16 protein-coding genes are annotated in these 16057 nt (G+C 65.5%); 6 read left to right on the forward strand and 10 right to left on the reverse strand.

Annotation, left to right across the window (positions count from 1 at the left end; all coding sequences use genetic code 11):
* Positions 1–62: 62 nt before the first annotated feature.
* A complete protein-coding gene (locus N2602_RS02905) occupies positions 63–935 on the reverse strand; it encodes a hypothetical protein (RefSeq protein WP_172788323.1) in 873 nt (290 codons plus the stop codon).
* 213 nt (positions 936–1148) lie between these two features.
* Between N2602_RS02905 and N2602_RS02910 the strand changes: the two genes are divergently transcribed.
* The gene (locus N2602_RS02910) at positions 1149–1394 is read left to right on the forward strand and encodes a hypothetical protein (RefSeq protein WP_260381706.1); all 246 of its coding nucleotides are present in this window, start codon (positions 1149–1151) and stop codon (positions 1392–1394) included.
* An 11-nt stretch (positions 1395–1405) separates the two neighbouring features.
* Here N2602_RS02910 and N2602_RS02915 read toward each other — a convergent pair whose 3' ends face one another.
* Positions 1406–2341 carry an alpha/beta hydrolase gene (locus N2602_RS02915; protein WP_260381707.1) on the reverse strand — a complete coding sequence of 312 codons (936 nt, stop codon included), beginning with the start codon at positions 2339–2341 and terminating at the stop codon, positions 1406–1408.
* 141 nt (positions 2342–2482) lie between these two features.
* Between N2602_RS02915 and N2602_RS02920 the strand changes: the two genes are divergently transcribed.
* Positions 2483–3370 carry a branched-chain amino acid aminotransferase gene (locus tag N2602_RS02920; protein ID WP_260381708.1) on the forward strand — a complete coding sequence of 296 codons (888 nt, stop codon included), beginning with the start codon at positions 2483–2485 and terminating at the stop codon, positions 3368–3370.
* 124 nt (positions 3371–3494) lie between these two features.
* Here the strand turns inward: N2602_RS02920 and N2602_RS02925 are convergent, their stop codons facing one another.
* Together N2602_RS02925 and phaR are read right to left on the reverse strand one after the other, a co-directional pair.
* Positions 3495–4112, reverse strand: a complete 618-nt coding sequence (locus tag N2602_RS02925) for a trans-aconitate 2-methyltransferase (RefSeq protein WP_260381709.1) — start codon at positions 4110–4112, stop codon at positions 3495–3497.
* Between the two features lie 42 nt (positions 4113–4154).
* On the reverse strand, positions 4155–4745 hold the full coding sequence (phaR, locus tag N2602_RS02930) for a polyhydroxyalkanoate synthesis repressor PhaR (RefSeq protein ID WP_172788304.1): 591 nt from the start codon (positions 4743–4745) through the stop codon (positions 4155–4157).
* A gap of 313 nt (positions 4746–5058) precedes the next feature.
* On the opposite strand from phaR, the gene N2602_RS02935 reads away from it, so the two are divergent.
* From N2602_RS02935 to N2602_RS02945, 3 genes are all read left to right on the forward strand, one after another.
* A complete protein-coding gene (locus tag N2602_RS02935) occupies positions 5059–6237 on the forward strand; it encodes an acetyl-CoA C-acetyltransferase (RefSeq protein ID WP_172788305.1) in 1179 nt (392 codons plus the stop codon).
* Positions 6238–6479: 242 nt separating this feature from the next.
* Positions 6480–7205, forward strand: coding sequence for an acetoacetyl-CoA reductase (gene phbB, locus N2602_RS02940; protein ID WP_080140541.1), 726 nt, complete (start codon positions 6480–6482; stop codon positions 7203–7205).
* A gap of 142 nt (positions 7206–7347) precedes the next feature.
* Entirely contained in the window at positions 7348–8217 is an 870-nt protein-coding gene (locus tag N2602_RS02945; RefSeq protein WP_260381710.1) for a DMT family transporter, read from the forward strand.
* A gap of 7 nt (positions 8218–8224) precedes the next feature.
* On the opposite strand, the gene N2602_RS02950 is transcribed toward N2602_RS02945, so the two are convergent.
* Together N2602_RS02950 and gloB are read right to left on the reverse strand one after the other, a co-directional pair.
* Complete coding sequence (locus N2602_RS02950; protein ID WP_260381711.1) at positions 8225–8647, reverse strand: cupin domain-containing protein; 423 nt, start codon at positions 8645–8647, stop codon at positions 8225–8227.
* A 23-nt stretch (positions 8648–8670) separates the two neighbouring features.
* A complete protein-coding gene (gloB, locus tag N2602_RS02955; protein ID WP_172788309.1) occupies positions 8671–9438 on the reverse strand; it encodes a hydroxyacylglutathione hydrolase in 768 nt (255 codons plus the stop codon).
* A 108-nt stretch (positions 9439–9546) separates the two neighbouring features.
* Here gloB and N2602_RS02960 point away from each other — a divergent pair, with 108 nt between their 5' ends.
* Positions 9547–10293: a methyltransferase domain-containing protein gene (locus tag N2602_RS02960; RefSeq protein ID WP_172788310.1), complete on the forward strand. Its 747-nt coding sequence runs from the start codon at positions 9547–9549 to the stop codon at positions 10291–10293.
* A gap of 96 nt (positions 10294–10389) precedes the next feature.
* Here the strand turns inward: N2602_RS02960 and N2602_RS02965 are convergent, their stop codons facing one another.
* The 4 genes from N2602_RS02965 to ptsP form a co-directional block, all read right to left on the reverse strand.
* A complete protein-coding gene (locus N2602_RS02965; protein WP_260381712.1) occupies positions 10390–11154 on the reverse strand; it encodes a DUF4167 domain-containing protein in 765 nt (254 codons plus the stop codon).
* Positions 11155–11615: 461 nt separating this feature from the next.
* Complete coding sequence (prmC, locus tag N2602_RS02970; RefSeq protein WP_172788312.1) at positions 11616–12497, reverse strand: peptide chain release factor N(5)-glutamine methyltransferase; 882 nt, start codon at positions 12495–12497, stop codon at positions 11616–11618.
* 3 nt (positions 12498–12500) lie between these two features.
* Positions 12501–13586: a peptide chain release factor 1 gene (prfA, locus tag N2602_RS02975; protein ID WP_260381713.1), complete on the reverse strand. Its 1086-nt coding sequence runs from the start codon at positions 13584–13586 to the stop codon at positions 12501–12503.
* Between the two features lie 60 nt (positions 13587–13646).
* Complete coding sequence (gene ptsP, locus N2602_RS02980) at positions 13647–15914, reverse strand: phosphoenolpyruvate--protein phosphotransferase (RefSeq protein WP_172789746.1); 2268 nt, start codon at positions 15912–15914, stop codon at positions 13647–13649.
* Positions 15915–16057 lie beyond the last annotated feature (143 nt).

Consider the following 16057-nt stretch of genomic DNA (forward strand, 5'->3'; position numbering starts at 1 on the left):
AATGCTGTCCGGCCGGTCAAGCGCTGCCGCCGCGCCTGAGCGAAAATTCCTTGCGAATGCAGTCAGTTGCGCACCGCATAGAGCGGCGTTCGCAACGTCAGCTGGTACGACGGCTTCGGCATCCAGGCGATCTGGGCGGTGATGCCGAACAGGCGGTTGTCGTTGTCGTCCATGCGATCGAGGTCGAGCCGCAGGACCGGCTGGGTGAAGGATTCCGCGAGCGTCCGGCCCGCGAGCTGGGCACCGGCGAACGACTGGATGCCGAGGCGCCCGGTGAACTTCCAGTTGCTCGGCCATTGGTAATAGCCGCCTGCATAGAGGATCGTGTTCGGCCGGATACTGGCGAACGGGCTGGCAACGGTGGTGTAGGTATATTGCACGCCGGCCAGCCAGCCCCGCGTCTCGTCCTCGTCGAGCGCGTAGTCGAATTCCAGGATGTTATTGAAGGAATTCGTCATGCCCTGCTCGTTCGGCACCGACTGCGTCAGCGTCGATTGCAGCGTGATGGTCGGGATCTTGCCGCCATTCTGCTGGTAGAGATCGGCCTGCACGCCGACGTTCCAGCTCGTGATGTCGAAGGACGACCAGCCGCCGCCGATATCCGTCGTCGTACCGGATACGCCGCCGTAGAGCGAAACGCGGTCGCTGACGTCGACGGTCAGCGGCAGGTCGATCGCAATCGATTTCGCGGCCGGCAGTCCGTTCGGCAGCGTCGTGCCTCGTTGCGCCGCCAGGGCTTGGAATGCGGCCGACAGCGAGGTATTGCCGAAGCCGAGCGCGAGCGTGCCTGCGGGGATCGTCGCAGAGATGGTGCGGAGGTCGAGATAGATGTTCGGGCCGGTCGGCTTTGCGGGCTCGTCCTCCTCATCGTCGGCGGCGAAGGCGCCGCCAGCCGGGATCGCCAGACACAGCAATCCCGCCGCGGCAGCGCGCAATGCCGGACAACGGGGTTGGCTGCGAAGAGGCACGTGACGGTCCGACGCGTGGCGATTTGGGGGCAAGACCGTTGTTAGATGGAACGTGATCGCCCGCTTGGTCAAGCGCTATCCGCAGGCGATGGACGGCGTGGATATGTGCGGTTACCCTGCCGTGATCGCACTGACACACTCGCCCGCCACTGTGCTGGCCGAACAATGGAGGAGACAGCCATGAACACGTCACGCCGCATCCTGCTCACCGGTCTGGCGGGGCTCGCCGTTGCTCCGACTGCTGCGGCGGCTGTACCCACGGCCGAGCCCGGCGAAGTGACGGTTGCGGAGGAGCGCTTCGCGCGCACGATTGCGGCGGCGCATGCGCCCGACCTCACCTGCGCATGGCAGGCGGAGCGTTACGCGGACACGCACTGGCCGGAATATGTCGGGGCAGCGCGCGCGGTGATCGGCGCACGCGTGTGATCAAAGCGCTCTCACCTCTTCACCGCCCGCCGCACCTGCTCGCCGATTTGCGACAGCACGAGCTGTGACTGCGGCAGGATTGCGCCCATGGCGTGGAAATTGTGAACCATCCCCTCGTGGCAGACATGCTCGACCGCCACCCCCGCGGCGAGCAGCTTGCGCGCATAGGCATTGCCCTCATCGCGCATCGGGTCGTACTCGGCGGTGTGAATGATCGCGGTCGGCAGGCCCGTGAGGCGTGTCGCGCGCAACGGAGAGACGCGGGGATCGGCAGTATCCCTGCCGTCAGGCAGATAATCGGAAAGATCGGCTTCGATCGTGACGCGATCGATCAGATGGCCCTCGGCAAAGGCCTCGCGCGAAGGCGAGGTCTCCTCGAAATCCAGCACCGGACAGATCAGGCACTGGGCGGCGATGGAGAGGCCGGCGGTCTGCGCCGCATTCTGGCAGACGATCGCCGCGAGTGTGGCGCCGGCAGAATCGCCGCCGATGACAAGGCGGTCAGCGTCGATGCCGAGCGATGCCGCCTCGCGCGCCACCCATTCGGTGGCGGCGATGGCGTCCTCGACGGCTGCGGGGAACCTGTGCTCCGGCGCGAGCCGGTAGTCGACCGACACGAGGCGGCAGCCGGTGGCATGCGCCAACGCCGCCGCGATGCGCTCATGCGTGGCAATGCTGCCGGCGACGAGCCCGCCGCCATGAAAGAACACGAAGCCCGGTGCGGGCGCTTCAGTGCCTGCCGGCGTGTAGAGGCGATAGGGCAACTCGCCGCCGGGGCCGGGCAGCATGCCGTCGGAGGTCGTCACATCCGGCGCCTCGGCGCGGGCGAACTGCATCAGCTTGGCCAGCGATTGCCGCCGCTCCTCCACGCTCGGCCGGCTCCGCGCCTGCGGCGCAGCCACGGCCATCATGGTCAACAGACGCTTTGCGAGCGGATCGAGCGGCATGGGGCACTCCATATCGTGGTCAGCATTATAGCCGGTTTGCTCTGTCTTACCCTTTCCTCCAGAGAGGGGTGGCTAGCCCCGCAGCAAATCGTTTAGAAATTGGGACAATAGTGCCCGCATCTTTGCAAGGGGAGGCCGGTCATGGCCGAGATCAAGAAGCCCATCGACTACTCGCCGAGCTGGACCTTCTTCGAGGGCAAATGGCACGACGGCAACGTGCCGATCATGGGCCCGCGCACGCATGCGGCCTGGCTCGGGTCCGTCGTGTTCGACGGCGCGCGCGCATTCGAGGGTGTTGCGCCCGATCTCGACCGTCACGTCGCCCGCGCCAATCAATCTGCGATCAATTTCGGCCTGAAGCCGGTGGTCGATACCGACGCCTGGCTGACGCTCGCGAACGAAGGCATCGCGCGCTTTGCCGCAAATGCCGAGCTCTATATCCGTCCGATGTACTGGGCGCAGAACGGAAGCGGCGGCGGCGTGCTGTTCGACCCCGAGACCACCAATTGGTGCCTGTGCATCTATGAAGCGCCGATGCCAAAACCCGTCGGCAACGCCATCACCTTATCGCCGTTCCGCAGGCCGACGGCCGAATGCGCGCCGGTCGAAGCCAAGGCCGCCTGCCTCTACCCGAACAATTCGCGCGCGCTCGCCGAAGCTGCTTCGCGCGGCTTCCAGAACGCGCTGATGCTCGACATGCTCGGCAACGTCGCCGAGTTCGGCAATTCCAACGTGTTCATGGCCAAGGACGGCGTGGTGTTCACGCCGGTGCCGAACGGCACCTTCCTCAACGGCATCACGCGCCAGCGTGTCATCAGCCTGCTTCGCGCCGACGGCGTCACCGTGGTCGAGAAGACCCTGCGCTACGCCGACTTCCTGGCCGCCGACGAAATCTTCTCCACCGGCAATTTCGCCAAGGTCGCGCCCGTGATCCGCATCGACGAGCGCGAGCTGAAGCCGGGCCCGTTCTACACCAAGGCGCGCAAGCTCTACTGGGACTTTGCGCATGCCGTGAAGATGGCGGCATAGATGGCTTTACTCCGCTGTCATCGCCCGACTTGATCGGGCGATCCAGTATTCCAGAGACAGTTGTGCTTCTCCGACAAGCCGCGGCGTACTGGATGCCCGGTCAAGCCGGGGCATGACACCGTTTCTAAAGGCTTCGCTTGAACCGGCTGAACTGAAACGCCTGGCTCGAACCCCACGGCGTGTGATGCGTCTCGCTTCGCGTCTCGATTAGCTCGAAGTCCGGCCCGAGCTCCGCCGCAAGGCTCGCGCTGTCATGGCGCTGCACCGGCAAGCCGCTGCATTTCTCGGGGCCGTCGGGTGCAAACGTCGCAATGATGACGTGGCCGCCAGGCTTGACCGTCGACCGCAGGCGCTCCACGTAAGCCGCCCTGTCGCGCGGATCAGTCAGGAAGTGAAACGCTGCGCGATCGTGCCAGACATCGTAGGTCCTGGCGGGATGCCATGTCGTGGCATCGGCAACGATCCAGTCGACGGTCGAAGCGGCCTGACCGATGCGCTTCTTCGCCGCCTCGAGCGCATTGGCAGAAAGATCCAGGACGGCGACGTCGCGATATCCGTCCTGCAACAGCGCATCGACCAGCCGCGATGCGCCGCCGCCGATGTCGATGATGGCGGTGTCACGATCTGAGCCGGCTGCGCGAATCATCGCGAGCGAGATCGCGGGGCTATCCTGATACCAGCTGACCTCGGCCTCGCCCTTGGTGGCGTAGACATGGTCCCAGTGGGTGCTTCGGTCAGACATGGCTCGCCCTCCCGCATACAGGGGGCCGGCGTGAATGAAAGACTATTCGTCCTTCTTCGACATCCGCTCGAGGCGCTCCTGCATTTCCTTCATCTGCTGGCGCAGCTCGTCGATGTTGCTGTCCTTCGGCGCCTCGGCATTCGCATCGGGCTCCGGCTCGGGAGTGGTCGCCGGGCGGGGCGCAGCGAACGGCTTGAACATCGAGAAGGTCTGCTGGAACAGCTCCATGTTGCGGCGGACTTGCTCCTCCAACGGAGCAAAAGGAGTGCCGGACAGCGTATTGGCGATCTGCTTGCGGAACTTCTCCTGCTCCTGGGTCAGGGTCGCGATCGACTGCTCCAGATATTTCGGCACCACCATCTGCATGCTGTCGCCATAGAAGCGGATCAGCTGGCGGAGGAAAGTGGTCGGCAAGAGGTTCTGGCCGGCTTTGTTCTCCTGCTCGAAGATGATCTGGGCGAGCACGGAGCGGGTGATGTCGTCGCCGGTCTTGGCGTCATAGACCAGGAAATCTTCGCCGTCCTTGACCATGGCGGCGAGGTCTTCCAGCGTCACATAGGTGCTCGTTCCGGTGTTATAGAGCCGGCGGTTCGCGTATTTCTTGATGGTGGTGGGTTGGTCTGATTTCGCCATGGGCTCTCACTTGCAAACGCGGAGAACGGGAACCTGTCGGGCAATGCCGCAGGGCGGGAAGAGTACGCAACGCAACAAAATAAGCATTTTCAAAGGGCTCACGCTACCGTTTTGTGCGGCACGGTTAATTGCAGAGCAAGATCGTGCTTGCGAAAACGCCAAGAACGCTATTTTGAATGCGCTGCGGTATGAATTCGGTGCCCAGCCGATTGACATGCCTCAACGACGTTAACAGGATGGCTGACGAGACTGGCGATCGCTTTCCAGCCCCGCCTGCCCCCATCACAAGAACCTCAAGCCCCAGGAGATGCCCATGTCAGACGATGTCGTCATCGTCAGCGCCGCCCGCACCCCGGTCGGAAGCTTCAACGGAGCGTTCGCGACCCTTCCCGCCCATGACCTCGGCGCCATTGCCATCAAGGCCGCGCTGGAGCGCGCCGGCATCGAGCCCGGCCGGGTCTCCGAAGTCATCATGGGCCAGATCCTGACCGCCGCCCAGGGCCAGAACCCGGCCCGCCAGGCGTCGATCGCCGCCGGCATCCCGGTCGAGAGCCCGGCCTGGGGCGTCAACCAGCTTTGCGGCTCGGGCCTGCGTACGGTTGCGCTCGGCTATCAGGCGCTGCTCAACGGCGATTCCGAGATCGTGGTCGCCGGTGGACAGGAATCCATGAGCATGGCCCCGCACGCCCAGCATCTGCGCGGCGGCGTCAAGATGGGCGGCCTCGAGCTGGTCGACACCATGATCAAGGACGGCCTGTGGGATGCCTTCAACGGCTACCACATGGGCAACACCGCCGAGAACGTCGCGCGGCAATGGCAGATCACCCGCGCCCAGCAGGACGAGTTCGCGGTCGCCTCGCAGCAGAAGGCCGAGGCCGCGCAGAAGGCCGGCAAGTTCAACGACGAGATCGTTCCCGTCACCATCAAGACCCGCAAGGGTGACGTCGTCGTCAGCGCCGACGAATATCCGCGCCATGGCGCAACGATCGACGCGATGGCCAAGCTCAAGCCCGCCTTCGAGAAGGACGGCACGGTGACCGCGGGCTCGGCCTCGGGCATCAACGACGGCGCCGCCGCCGTGGTGCTGATGACCGCCAAGCAGGCCGCCAAGGAAGGCAAGAAGCCGCTCGCGCGGATCGTGTCCTGGGCGCAGGCCGGCGTCGATCCGAAGATCATGGGCTCGGGCCCGATCCCGGCCTCGCGCGCCGCGCTGAAGAAGGCCGGCTGGAGCGTCGGCGATCTCGATCTGATCGAGGCCAATGAAGCCTTCGCGGCACAGGCCTGCGCCGTCAACAAGGACCTCGGCTGGGACACTTCCAAGGTCAACGTCAACGGCGGTGCGATCGCGATCGGTCATCCGGTCGGCGCATCCGGCGCACGCGTGCTGGTGACGCTGCTGCACGAAATGCAGAAGCGCGATTCGAAGAAGGGCCTCGCCACGCTGTGCATCGGCGGCGGCATGGGTATCGCCATGTGTGTGGCGCGCGACTGATCTTACACGCAGCTGACGCGTGCGCCGCACACGTCAGCGCGTGCGTTGCACGCGACTAAAAAGGCAGCGGTTGCAAATCAAATATTCTTCGCAACCCGATAAGCCTCGACTAAAGAGAAACGCCCGGCTCGATGCCGGGCGTTTTGTTCTTGATGTCCGTCAAACCAACCGCATAATCCCTAGCTAAAAACGATCACGTCAGAAAAGTCCGAAGAGTCCAAGGAAGAGGGAAGGAATACGACATGGCACGTGTTGCACTGGTGACGGGTGGTACGCGGGGCATCGGAGCTGCGATCAGCAAGGCGCTGAAGGCGGCCGGCTACAAGGTCGCGGCAAGCTATGCCGGCAACGATGCGGCGGCGGAGAAGTTCAAGGCCGAGACCGGCATTGCCGTCTACAAATGGGACGTCAGCAATTTCGACGCCTGCGCCGAAGGCGTGAAGAAGGTCGAGGCCGAGGTCGGCCCGGTCGACGTGCTGGTCAACAATGCCGGCATCACCAAGGACGGCGCCTTCCACAAGATGAGCCTCGAGCAATGGAACGCCGTGATCGGCACCAATCTCGGCTCGCTGTTCAACATGTCGCGTCAGGTGATCGAAGGCATGCGCGGGCGCAAGTTCGGCCGCATCATCAACATTTCCTCGATCAACGGGCAGAAGGGGCAGTTCGGTCAGGTCAATTATTCCGCGGCGAAAGCCGGCGAGATCGGGTTCACCAAGGCCCTGGCGCTGGAGAACGCCAAGGGCGGCGTGACCGTGAACGCGATCTGCCCCGGTTACATCAACACTGAGATGGTGCAGGCGGTGCCGAAGGACGTGCTGGAGAAGGCGATCCTGCCGCTGATTCCGATCGGCCGTCTCGGTGAGCCCGAAGAGATCGCGCGCGCCGTCGTGTTCCTCGCCGCGGATGAAGCCGGTGCCATCACCGGCTCGACGCTGTCAGTCAACGGCGGCCAGTACATGGTGTGATGCGATCGCATCACGCAGGCTGATATTGTCCACACCGTCATGCCCGGGCTTGTCCCGGGCATCCACGGCCTTACAACAGCCGTCGCCACGGAAGAACGTGGATGGCAGGGACAAGCCCGGCCATGACGGAAACATTGGGCCGATGACTCCCCGCACTGCCACGCTGATCGGCTTGACCGCGATCCTGATGTGGTCGCTGCTGTCAGTGATGACGGTGGCGACCGGAAAGATCCCGGCGTTTCAGCTCGCTGCGATGACGTTTGCGATCGGGGGTCTCGTCGGTCTGCTGACCTGGATCGGGCGGAGCGAGGCGGCGAAAAGCCTTAAGCAGCCGCTCGTCGTCTGGGTCGTCGGCGTCGGCGGCCTGTTCGGCTATCACGCGTTGTATTTCCTCGCGCTGCGCTTCGCCCCTCCGGCGGAAGCCGGCCTCTTGAATTACCTGTGGCCGCTGTTGATCGTGCTGTTCTCGTCGTTCCTGCCGGGCGAGCGGCTGGCGGCGCACCACATCATCGGCGCCGTGCTCGGCCTCGTCGGCACCGTGCTGCTGTTCGCCGGCAACACCTCCGGCTTTGCCCCGGGAACTGTGCCGGGATTGATCGCAGCCTTCATCGCGGCGTTCGTCTGGGCGACCTATTCGGTGCTGTCGCGCCGGTTGAAAGCGGTGCCGACCGATGCGGTCGCGGGCTTCTGTCTTGCCACGGCCATATTGGCCGCGCTGATGCACGGCCTGCTTGAAATTACGGTCTGGCCGGAGACGGGCTTGCAATGGCTCTCGGTCATCGCGCTCGGCATCGGCCCGGTCGGTGCCGCCTTCTACGCCTGGGACATCGGCATGAAGCGCGGCGACATCCGCGTGCTCGGCGCGGCCTCCTATGCGACGCCGCTGCTCTCGACAGGATTCCTCATCGCTGCCGGCTTCGCCAAGGCCAGCGCCAACATCGCCCTTGCTGCGATCCTCATTGCCGGGGGCGGCCTGATCGCGGCCAAGGACATGGTGCTGCGGAAGCGCTGATTGGAAGCTACGGCTCCCAGCTGGGCGGCGCGAGCTCGAAGCCCGCGAACTCGAAAGCGGGCGCCACGGTGCAGCCGACCAGCGTCCACTCGCCTGTGGTTTCCGCCATCTGCCAGGCCAGCGCAGGCACGATCGCCTGCGGCCGCTCACCGCCGATCAGGTCGGTGCCGAGCCGCACCTCGTGCTGCGAGCAGCCGTCATGGGCAATGCGCAGCGTCAAGGGGCTGCCGGGGTAATAGTGCCACGTCTCCACTGCATCGACGCGATGCCAATGCGAACGCTCGCCGCGCGCGAGCAGGAAGTAGATCAGAGTCGAGCGCGAACGCCCGTTGGCGTCCGTGCTCTGGTCGCGAAACGTCTCGCGATAATGTCCGCCTTCGGGATGCGGGCGGAGCTCGAGGCGTGCGATGATCTCGGCTGCGGTCGGCATCGATCCTCGTCGGGATGTGTGCTTCAGGACTTGTTCTTGCGCTCGCGCAGCTCGCCGAACACCGCAGCGGGATCCGCGCCCTTCATGTGCAGCTTGGCCGCGACCGCCGGTTCGTCGGCGCGCAGGAAGACGTTGGCGCGCTTCTCCTCACCGAGCAGGGAAGGAATGGTCGGCTGGTTCTCGGCGCGGAGCTTCGTCACCTCCGCAGCGCGCGCCTGCAGTGCCGCGTTGTCGGGCTCGATGGTGAGCGCGAACTTGACGTTGGACGCCGTGTATTCGTGGCCGCAATAGAGCTTGAAGTCGTCGGGCAGGGCGCGCAGCTTCAGCAGCGAATCCCACATCATCGGATAGGTGCCCTCGAACACGCGTCCGCAGCCGATCGAGAACAGCGTGTCGGCGGCGAACACCGTCTTCTCGTTGTCGAACACGTAGGAGATGTGGTCGAGCGTATGGCCGGGCGTCTCGACGACACGCGCCAGCAGATTGCCGATCTTGACCACGTCGGCGTTGGCGACGCGCAAGTCGACATTTGCGATCTTCGTCGTCTTGTCGTGCGGCGCGACGACGCGGCAATTGTATTTCTGCTTGAGCTCGGCGACCCCGCCGACATGATCGCCATGATGATGGGTGATCAGGATGTCGGTGAGCTGCCAGCCCTCGCGCTCCAGGGCCTTGAGGATCGGGCCGGCCTCCGGCGCGTCGATCGAGGCCGTCGCTTTGGTCTCCACATCGTGGATCAGATAACCGAAATTGTCGTTTAAACAGGTGAAAGTACGAATTTCGGCGGCCATGTCATCTCCATCGCGCTCAGCCCCGTCCGACAAATATGGCGTTAACGTTGCGCAGGCAATGCAATATTCCGCGCGCAGCGGCGCCCTCGCGCATGTTACATTGCTGTCATGACCATCGACGTCGTCGACCTCCGCGAGTTCTATTCCCGCCGCCTCGGCATCGTGGCGCGGCAAATGATCAATCGCGGCATCAGGCAGCGCTGGCCCAACGCCGAGGGCCAGCGGGTCCTCGGCATCGGCTATCCCACACCCTATCTGGGGTTGTTCCGCGAGGACGCCGAGCGCTGCCTCGCCTTCATGCCGGCGGCCCAAGGTGTCCTGAAATGGCCGACGGGACGGCCGGCGCTGGCCTCGCTGGTGGACGAATTCTCACTGCCGCTCCCCGAGGCGGCGGTCGACCGCATTCTCCTGGTGCACGCGGTGGAGATGTCGGACGATCCGGCCGCGCTGCTGCGCGAGGTGTGGCGCGTGCTGTCGCCGTCCGGACGCGTCATCGCGGTGATTCCGAACCGGCGCGGGGTGTGGACCCGCACCGACAGCACGCCGTTCGGTCACGGCCGGCCCTATTCGCGCTCGCAGATCACCGAGCTGTTCCGCCAGACCTGGTTCACGCCGACCGCCTGGGGCGAGGCGCTGTTCATGCCGCCCTACGCCGGCGGCTGGGTGCTGAAATCGGCCCAGATGTGGGAGCGCGCCGGCGCCGCGCTGTCGCTGCCCTTTGCCGGCGTCCACATCGTGGAGGCGACCAAGCAGGTCTACCGCGCGATCCCCGCCAAGCGCGAGCGGGCGCGGCTGATTCCCTCGCTCGCCAAGCCCGTGCTGGTGCCGTCCTCGACGACGGTGACGCGCGGCTAGCAGCCTCGCGGCTCTGGCCGATTCAGCGGACCGACATCTCAAAAACAAATCGTCCCGGCGAGGCCGGGACGATTCAAGTCGGAAAGTCAGAAAAGCTTACTCGCCCGAGGCGACTTCGTCGCTGGAAGCGACTGGAGCGGCCTCACGCTCCGGGCGCGGGCCATGCGGCCGGCGCCGCCGGCGCGGATAGCGCTCGCCGCCACCGCCGCCCTCGAAGCCGCCCTGACCGCCGTTCACCTGCGGCTGCGCGCCGGTGATGAAGGAGGGCAGACGGTCGACGCCGCCGGCATCGGCGATTACGGGCTGCGGCTGGTTGGCGGGTTGCGGCTGCGGCTGATATTGCGGCTGCGAACGGTGATCGCGTTCGCGGTGCTCGCGCGGCTGCTGGTTGTCACGCTGATAGGGCTGATTGTCGCGCGGCTGGTGATCACGCTGGTGATGATCGCGCTGGCCGTCGCGGTCGCGCATGAACGGCTGCTGCTGAGGCTGCGGGACGAAGCCGGGCTCCTGGCCGAAGGCCGAGAAATTCTCGCCGTCGTCGTCGCCGTCCTCGCTGCTGGCGACGGGCTCATCGCCGCGCGGCTGCTGGTTCTGACGGAACTGCTCCTGGGCCGCCGCGATCAGGCGGAAATAATGCTCGGCGTGCTGGTAGTAGTTCTCGGCTGCAACGGGATCGCCGGAGGAGCGCGCGTCACGCGCAAGCTGGAGATACTTTTCGGCGATGTGCGAAGCGGTGCCGCGAATCTTGATCTCGGGTCCATTGGACTCGTAGACCCGGGTCATCGGGTTCTGGCCGCGCCGGTTGTTGTTGTTATTGTTGTTGCGGTTGCGCATCCGCTGCTTGTTTTGACCGTTTCTCATGTCCTGCCTTTAATTCCAGCCCTAAAGGTTGCACGCATTACTGATTGCTAGGAGTGACCTGGTGACAGCGGTTCACACGACTCGCGCGCACCGCACGCCAGCGGATCCAACCCTGCCGATGTTCGTCGACCGTCGCGTTCAACAAAGACGCGTTCCCCACCCGCCAGCATTCATCGCCAGCGAACCCATTCATTTCGCCTGCCGAAACAAGCCCAGCTTTCTTGCGTTAGTCTTCAGGCGCAATATCAGGCTTTCGTTCACGTTGCGGTCGGAGAGCAGCGCGGCTCACTGGCCAATCGCGCTCAACAGGACCTGCGGCTTGGAACCTGTAAATCAGTAAAGCTCTCGCCCGAGAGCCCGGCTTTCACCCGTAGGTCTACGGGGCCGGCACCGATGTGTTGACCGGAACGTAGTCGTTCCCACGGGATATTCCAAGAGCTTTTTGCGGGCCAATCCGGCTTTTATGGGGGCATTTTTCGGGCCGATACGGCCCGCGGAATGCCCGCCAGGTCTGCCTTGGGTGGCCTGTCCAATGACAACGCGGCGGCCCTCATCAAGGTTTCAATATTTTGGGCCTGACCCTGTCCGGCCTCGACGACCAGGGCGCCGCCGGGGGCGAGGCGCTCGCTCGCCTGCGGGATGAGGGTGCGGTAGGCATCATATCCGTCGTTGCCGCCGTCGAGCGCCAAATGCGGGTCGTGCTCGCGCACCTCGACGCTCAATTTCGGAATTTCAGCCGAGGGAATATAGGGCGGGTTCGAGACGATGAGGTCGAACGGGCCACGGAGCGCGGTGGCGTAGGAGCAGGCGACGAAGCCGGCACGGCCGGCGAGGCCGAGCGCGGCGGCATTGTCCCTGGCGGTTATGAGCGCGTTCTGGCTGAGATCGGTACCGACGCCGAACGCATCCGGAATTTCGTGCAGCAGCGCGAGCAGGATCGCGCCGGAGCCGGTGCCGACGTCGGCGATACGCGGCGGGTGAGAGGCCTGTCGTTCGCGAAGAATTTCGAGCGCAAGCTCGACCACGGTCTCGGTATCGGGGCGCGGCACCAGGGTCGCCTCCGACAGGCGGAACGGCAGGCCCCAGAATTCGCGCGTCCCGAGAATGCGCGCCACCGGCTCGCCGGCGATGCGGCGCTGCGTATGTTGCGCGAGCCGCGATGCTTCGGCCGCGGTGAGGGGACGGGCCGCCTGCGCAATCAGGCCGGTGAGGTCGAGGCCGAGTGCCGCACTGATCAGGATGCGTGCGTCGAACTCGGCTTCGTCGAGCCCTGCCGATCTCAGTTGCGCAGCCAGCGCGCGCCGCGCGCTCTCGATGGATTGCCCGGTGAAGAGGTTGCTCACGCCTCAGGCCGCCGCGCCTTGCGCAGCGAGCTGTGCGGCCTGGTGCTCCGTCGTCAGTGCGTCGATCAATTCGCCGAGCGCTTCACCCGCGATCACCTGGGGCAGCTTGTAGAGCGTGAGGTTGATGCGATGATCGGTGACGCGCCCTTGCGGAAAATTGTAGGTGCGGATGCGCTCGGAGCGATCGCCGGAGCCGACCTTCTCCCTGCGCTCGGCCGAGCGCGCCGCCTCGACGCGTTGCCGCTCGGCGTCATAGATGCGCGAGCGGAGGATGTTCATGGCGGAGGCGCGGTTCTTGTGCTGCGAACGGCTGTCCTGCATCATCACCACGATGCCGGTCGGGATGTGGGTGATGCGGATCGCCGATTCGGTCTTGTTGACGTGCTGGCCACCAGCGCCCCCTGCGCGCATGGTCTCGATGCGCAGGTCGTCGTTCTTGATGTCGACGTCGACGTCCTCGACCTCGGGCAGCACGGCGACCGTTGCCGCCGAGGTGTGGATGCGTCCCTGTGTCTCGGTGTCGGGGACGCGCTGCACGCGGTGCACGCCGGATTCGAATTTCAGCTTCGAGAATGCGCCGCGGCCCTGGATCTCGGCGATGATTTCCTTGTAGCCGCCGACCGTGCCTTCGCTGGCGGAGATCACCTCGACCTTCCAGCCCTGCAAGCTGGCGAAGCGCTCGTACATCCGGAACAGGTCGCCGGCGAACAGCGAGGCCTCGTCGCCGCCGGTGCCGGCGCGGATTTCCAGCATGACGTTGCGATCGTCCATGGCGTCCTTGGGCAGGAGCGCGACGCGGATCTTCTGGACCAGTTCCTCGATTTTCGGCGCGAGCTCGTCGCGTTCGGCTTCGGCCATGCTCCGCATCTCGGCATCGGTGGCGGGATCGGCGATCAGCGCCTCGGTGTCGGCGAGCTCCTTGACGGCGGAGCGATAGGCCTTCACCGCCTCGATCAGCGGCGTGAGCTCGGCGAGCTCGCGCGTGATCTGCACGTAGCGCTCGGAGGCGAGCTGCCCGAGCGATTCGGCCTCGAGCGAGGCGTGATGCGCGAGCAGGACGTCCAGTTTGGCTTCGGGAAGTGACGACATCGGTTCAGTCTCAAAGGGCGGAAGGGGGCGAGGGCGGCGGGAAAGCGGGCGATCGGCCCGCTACAACGCAAGGCCCTCGGCCTCGGCAAATTCCGTCAGCTTCTGCCGGATCGAGACGCTGCCCGCGGGTGCATCCAGCAGAGGGCCCAGCATCGCTTCGGCCTTCTTGGCGTCGAGGTCGAGCACCATCGCCTTGACCGGGCCGAGTGCGGTGGCCGAGAGCGAGAGCGAGCGGTAGCCCAGCGCAATGAGCGCCAGCGCGCCGATCGGCTTCGAGGCCATCTCGCCGCAGAGCGAGAGCGATTTCTGCGCAGCGTGGGCCTGGCGTGCGATGTCGCGCAGCGCGCGCAGGATCGGCGCCGACATGGTGTCGAAGCGCTCGGACACCTTGGCATTGCCGCGGTCGACCGCGAACAGGAACTGGAACAGGTCGTTGGAGCCGACCGAGATGAAGTCGACTTTCTTCAGGAGCTCGTCGAGCTGGTAGAGCAGCGCGGGCACCTCGACCATGGTGCCGATGTCGATTCGCTCAGGCAGCGTGTGGCCGTGCTGGCGCAGATATGTCAGCTCGCGCTCGACCAGCGCCTTGGCCGAGTCGAATTCGGCGACCTCCGAGATCATCGGGAACATGATGCGCAGCGCGCGGCCGCCGCCGGCCCGCAGCAGCGCGCGGATCTGGCCGCGCAACAGGCCGGGACGATCGAGCCCGAGCCGGATCGCGCGCCAGCCGAGCGCGGGATTTTCCTCGATCACCGCTTCCATATAGGGCAGCGCCTTGTCGCCGCCGATATCGAGCGTGCGGAAGGTGACGGGCTTAGGTCCGGCGGCATCCAGCACGGTGCGATAGAGCGCGAGCTGGTCGCTGGTGCGCGGCAGGCTCTGGCCCACCATGAATTGCAGCTCGGTGCGGAACAGGCCGATGCCGGCGCTCCCGGTGTCCTCGATATGCGGCAGGTCGATGGCAAGACCTGCGTTGATCATCAGCTCGACCTTCTGGCCGTCCCGGGTGACGCAGGGCCGGTCGCGCAGCGCCAGATACTGTGCCTGGCGGCGGGCGCGGAAGCGCACGCGCTCGGCGAAGGCGGCTTCGATCTCCTGCGACGGGCGCACATAGATCGAGCCGGACGTGCCGTCGACGATGATGGCATCGCCGGGATCGGCGATGCCGGGCGCATTCGGCACCTCGCCGACCGCAGGGATGCCCAGCGCCCGCGCCACGATCGAAACGTGCGAATTGGCGGTGCCTTCCTCCAGCACGATGCCGCGCAGGCGCTTGCGGTCGTAGTCCAGCAGCGCCGCCGGACCCATCGCGCGGGCGATGACGATGGCGTTGTCGGGCAATTGTTCGCGCGAGGGTGCGTGATCCTGGCCGACCAGCTGCCGCATCAGGCGGTAGCCCAGGTCTTCCAGATCGTGCAGCCGGTCGCGCAAATACGGGTCGGTCGAGCGCAGCATGCGCGCGCGGGTGTCGGACTGCACGCGCTCGACCGCCGCTTCCGCGGTCAGGCCGGTCGCGACCGCCTCGTGCAGCTTGTGCGACCAGCCCTGGTCGTTGGCGAACATGCGGTAGGCTTCCAGCACCTCGCGATGCTCGCCGCCTTCGGCGACGTCGCCGCGCTCCAGCATGCGGTCGAGATCGGCACGCAGCTTGGCGAGCGCGGTATCGAGCCGCTTGATTTCCTTCGGCAGGTCCTCGGCGATGTAGTCCTTGATGACGACGCGCGGCTCGTGCAGCACGACATGGCCGAGCGCAATGCCCTCCGACAGGATGGCGCCGACTTTCTGCGCCGAATGGCGCGCCGCCGGTTCCTGGCCCGGCTGGGCCAGCGCGGACAATTCGCCCGAGGCGATCAGCTCGGCCAGCACCATCGCGGTGGTCTGGAGCGCCTCGAGCTCCTCCTCGACGTAATTGCGCTTGGCGCGGTTCTGCACCACCAGCACGCCGAGCGTGTTACCGGCGCGCAGGATCGGCACGCCGAGGAAGGAGTGATAGATTTCTTCGCCGGTCTCGGGGCGGAACGAGAAGGCCGGGTGGCTCTGCGCATCGCTCAAATTGAGCGGCGTCGCCTCGCTGGCGACGAGGCCGACCAGGCCCTCATGGGCGCTGAGCACGGTGTGGTGCACCGCCTCGCGGTTCAGACCTTCGGTGGCGTAGAGCTCGAGCGTGTTGTCGATGCGCAGCACGTAGACCGAGCACACTTCGGCCACCATGTTGGCGGCGATCAGCACCACGATCTTGTCCAGCCGCTCCTGGGCCGAGACCTGCTCCGCCATGGTCTCGCGGAGCCGTCTCAACAAGACGCGGGGACCTCCCGACGCGCTCCGCATGAACCGTCAATCTCCTCCGTCTGCCGGGCCCGGCGGTATCGGCCGGCGGCTGGACCAAAATTCCAGAAAAACAATCAAATTGTTTGTCCGGCGCAGGCACAAGCCCAAAATCCACGGGAAATTTAGCGCTTGTACCGAATCAG

Origin of the sequence: Bradyrhizobium sp. NC92 (assembly GCF_025200865.1) — a bacterium.
Taxonomy (GTDB): Bacteria; Pseudomonadota; Alphaproteobacteria; order Rhizobiales; family Xanthobacteraceae; genus Bradyrhizobium.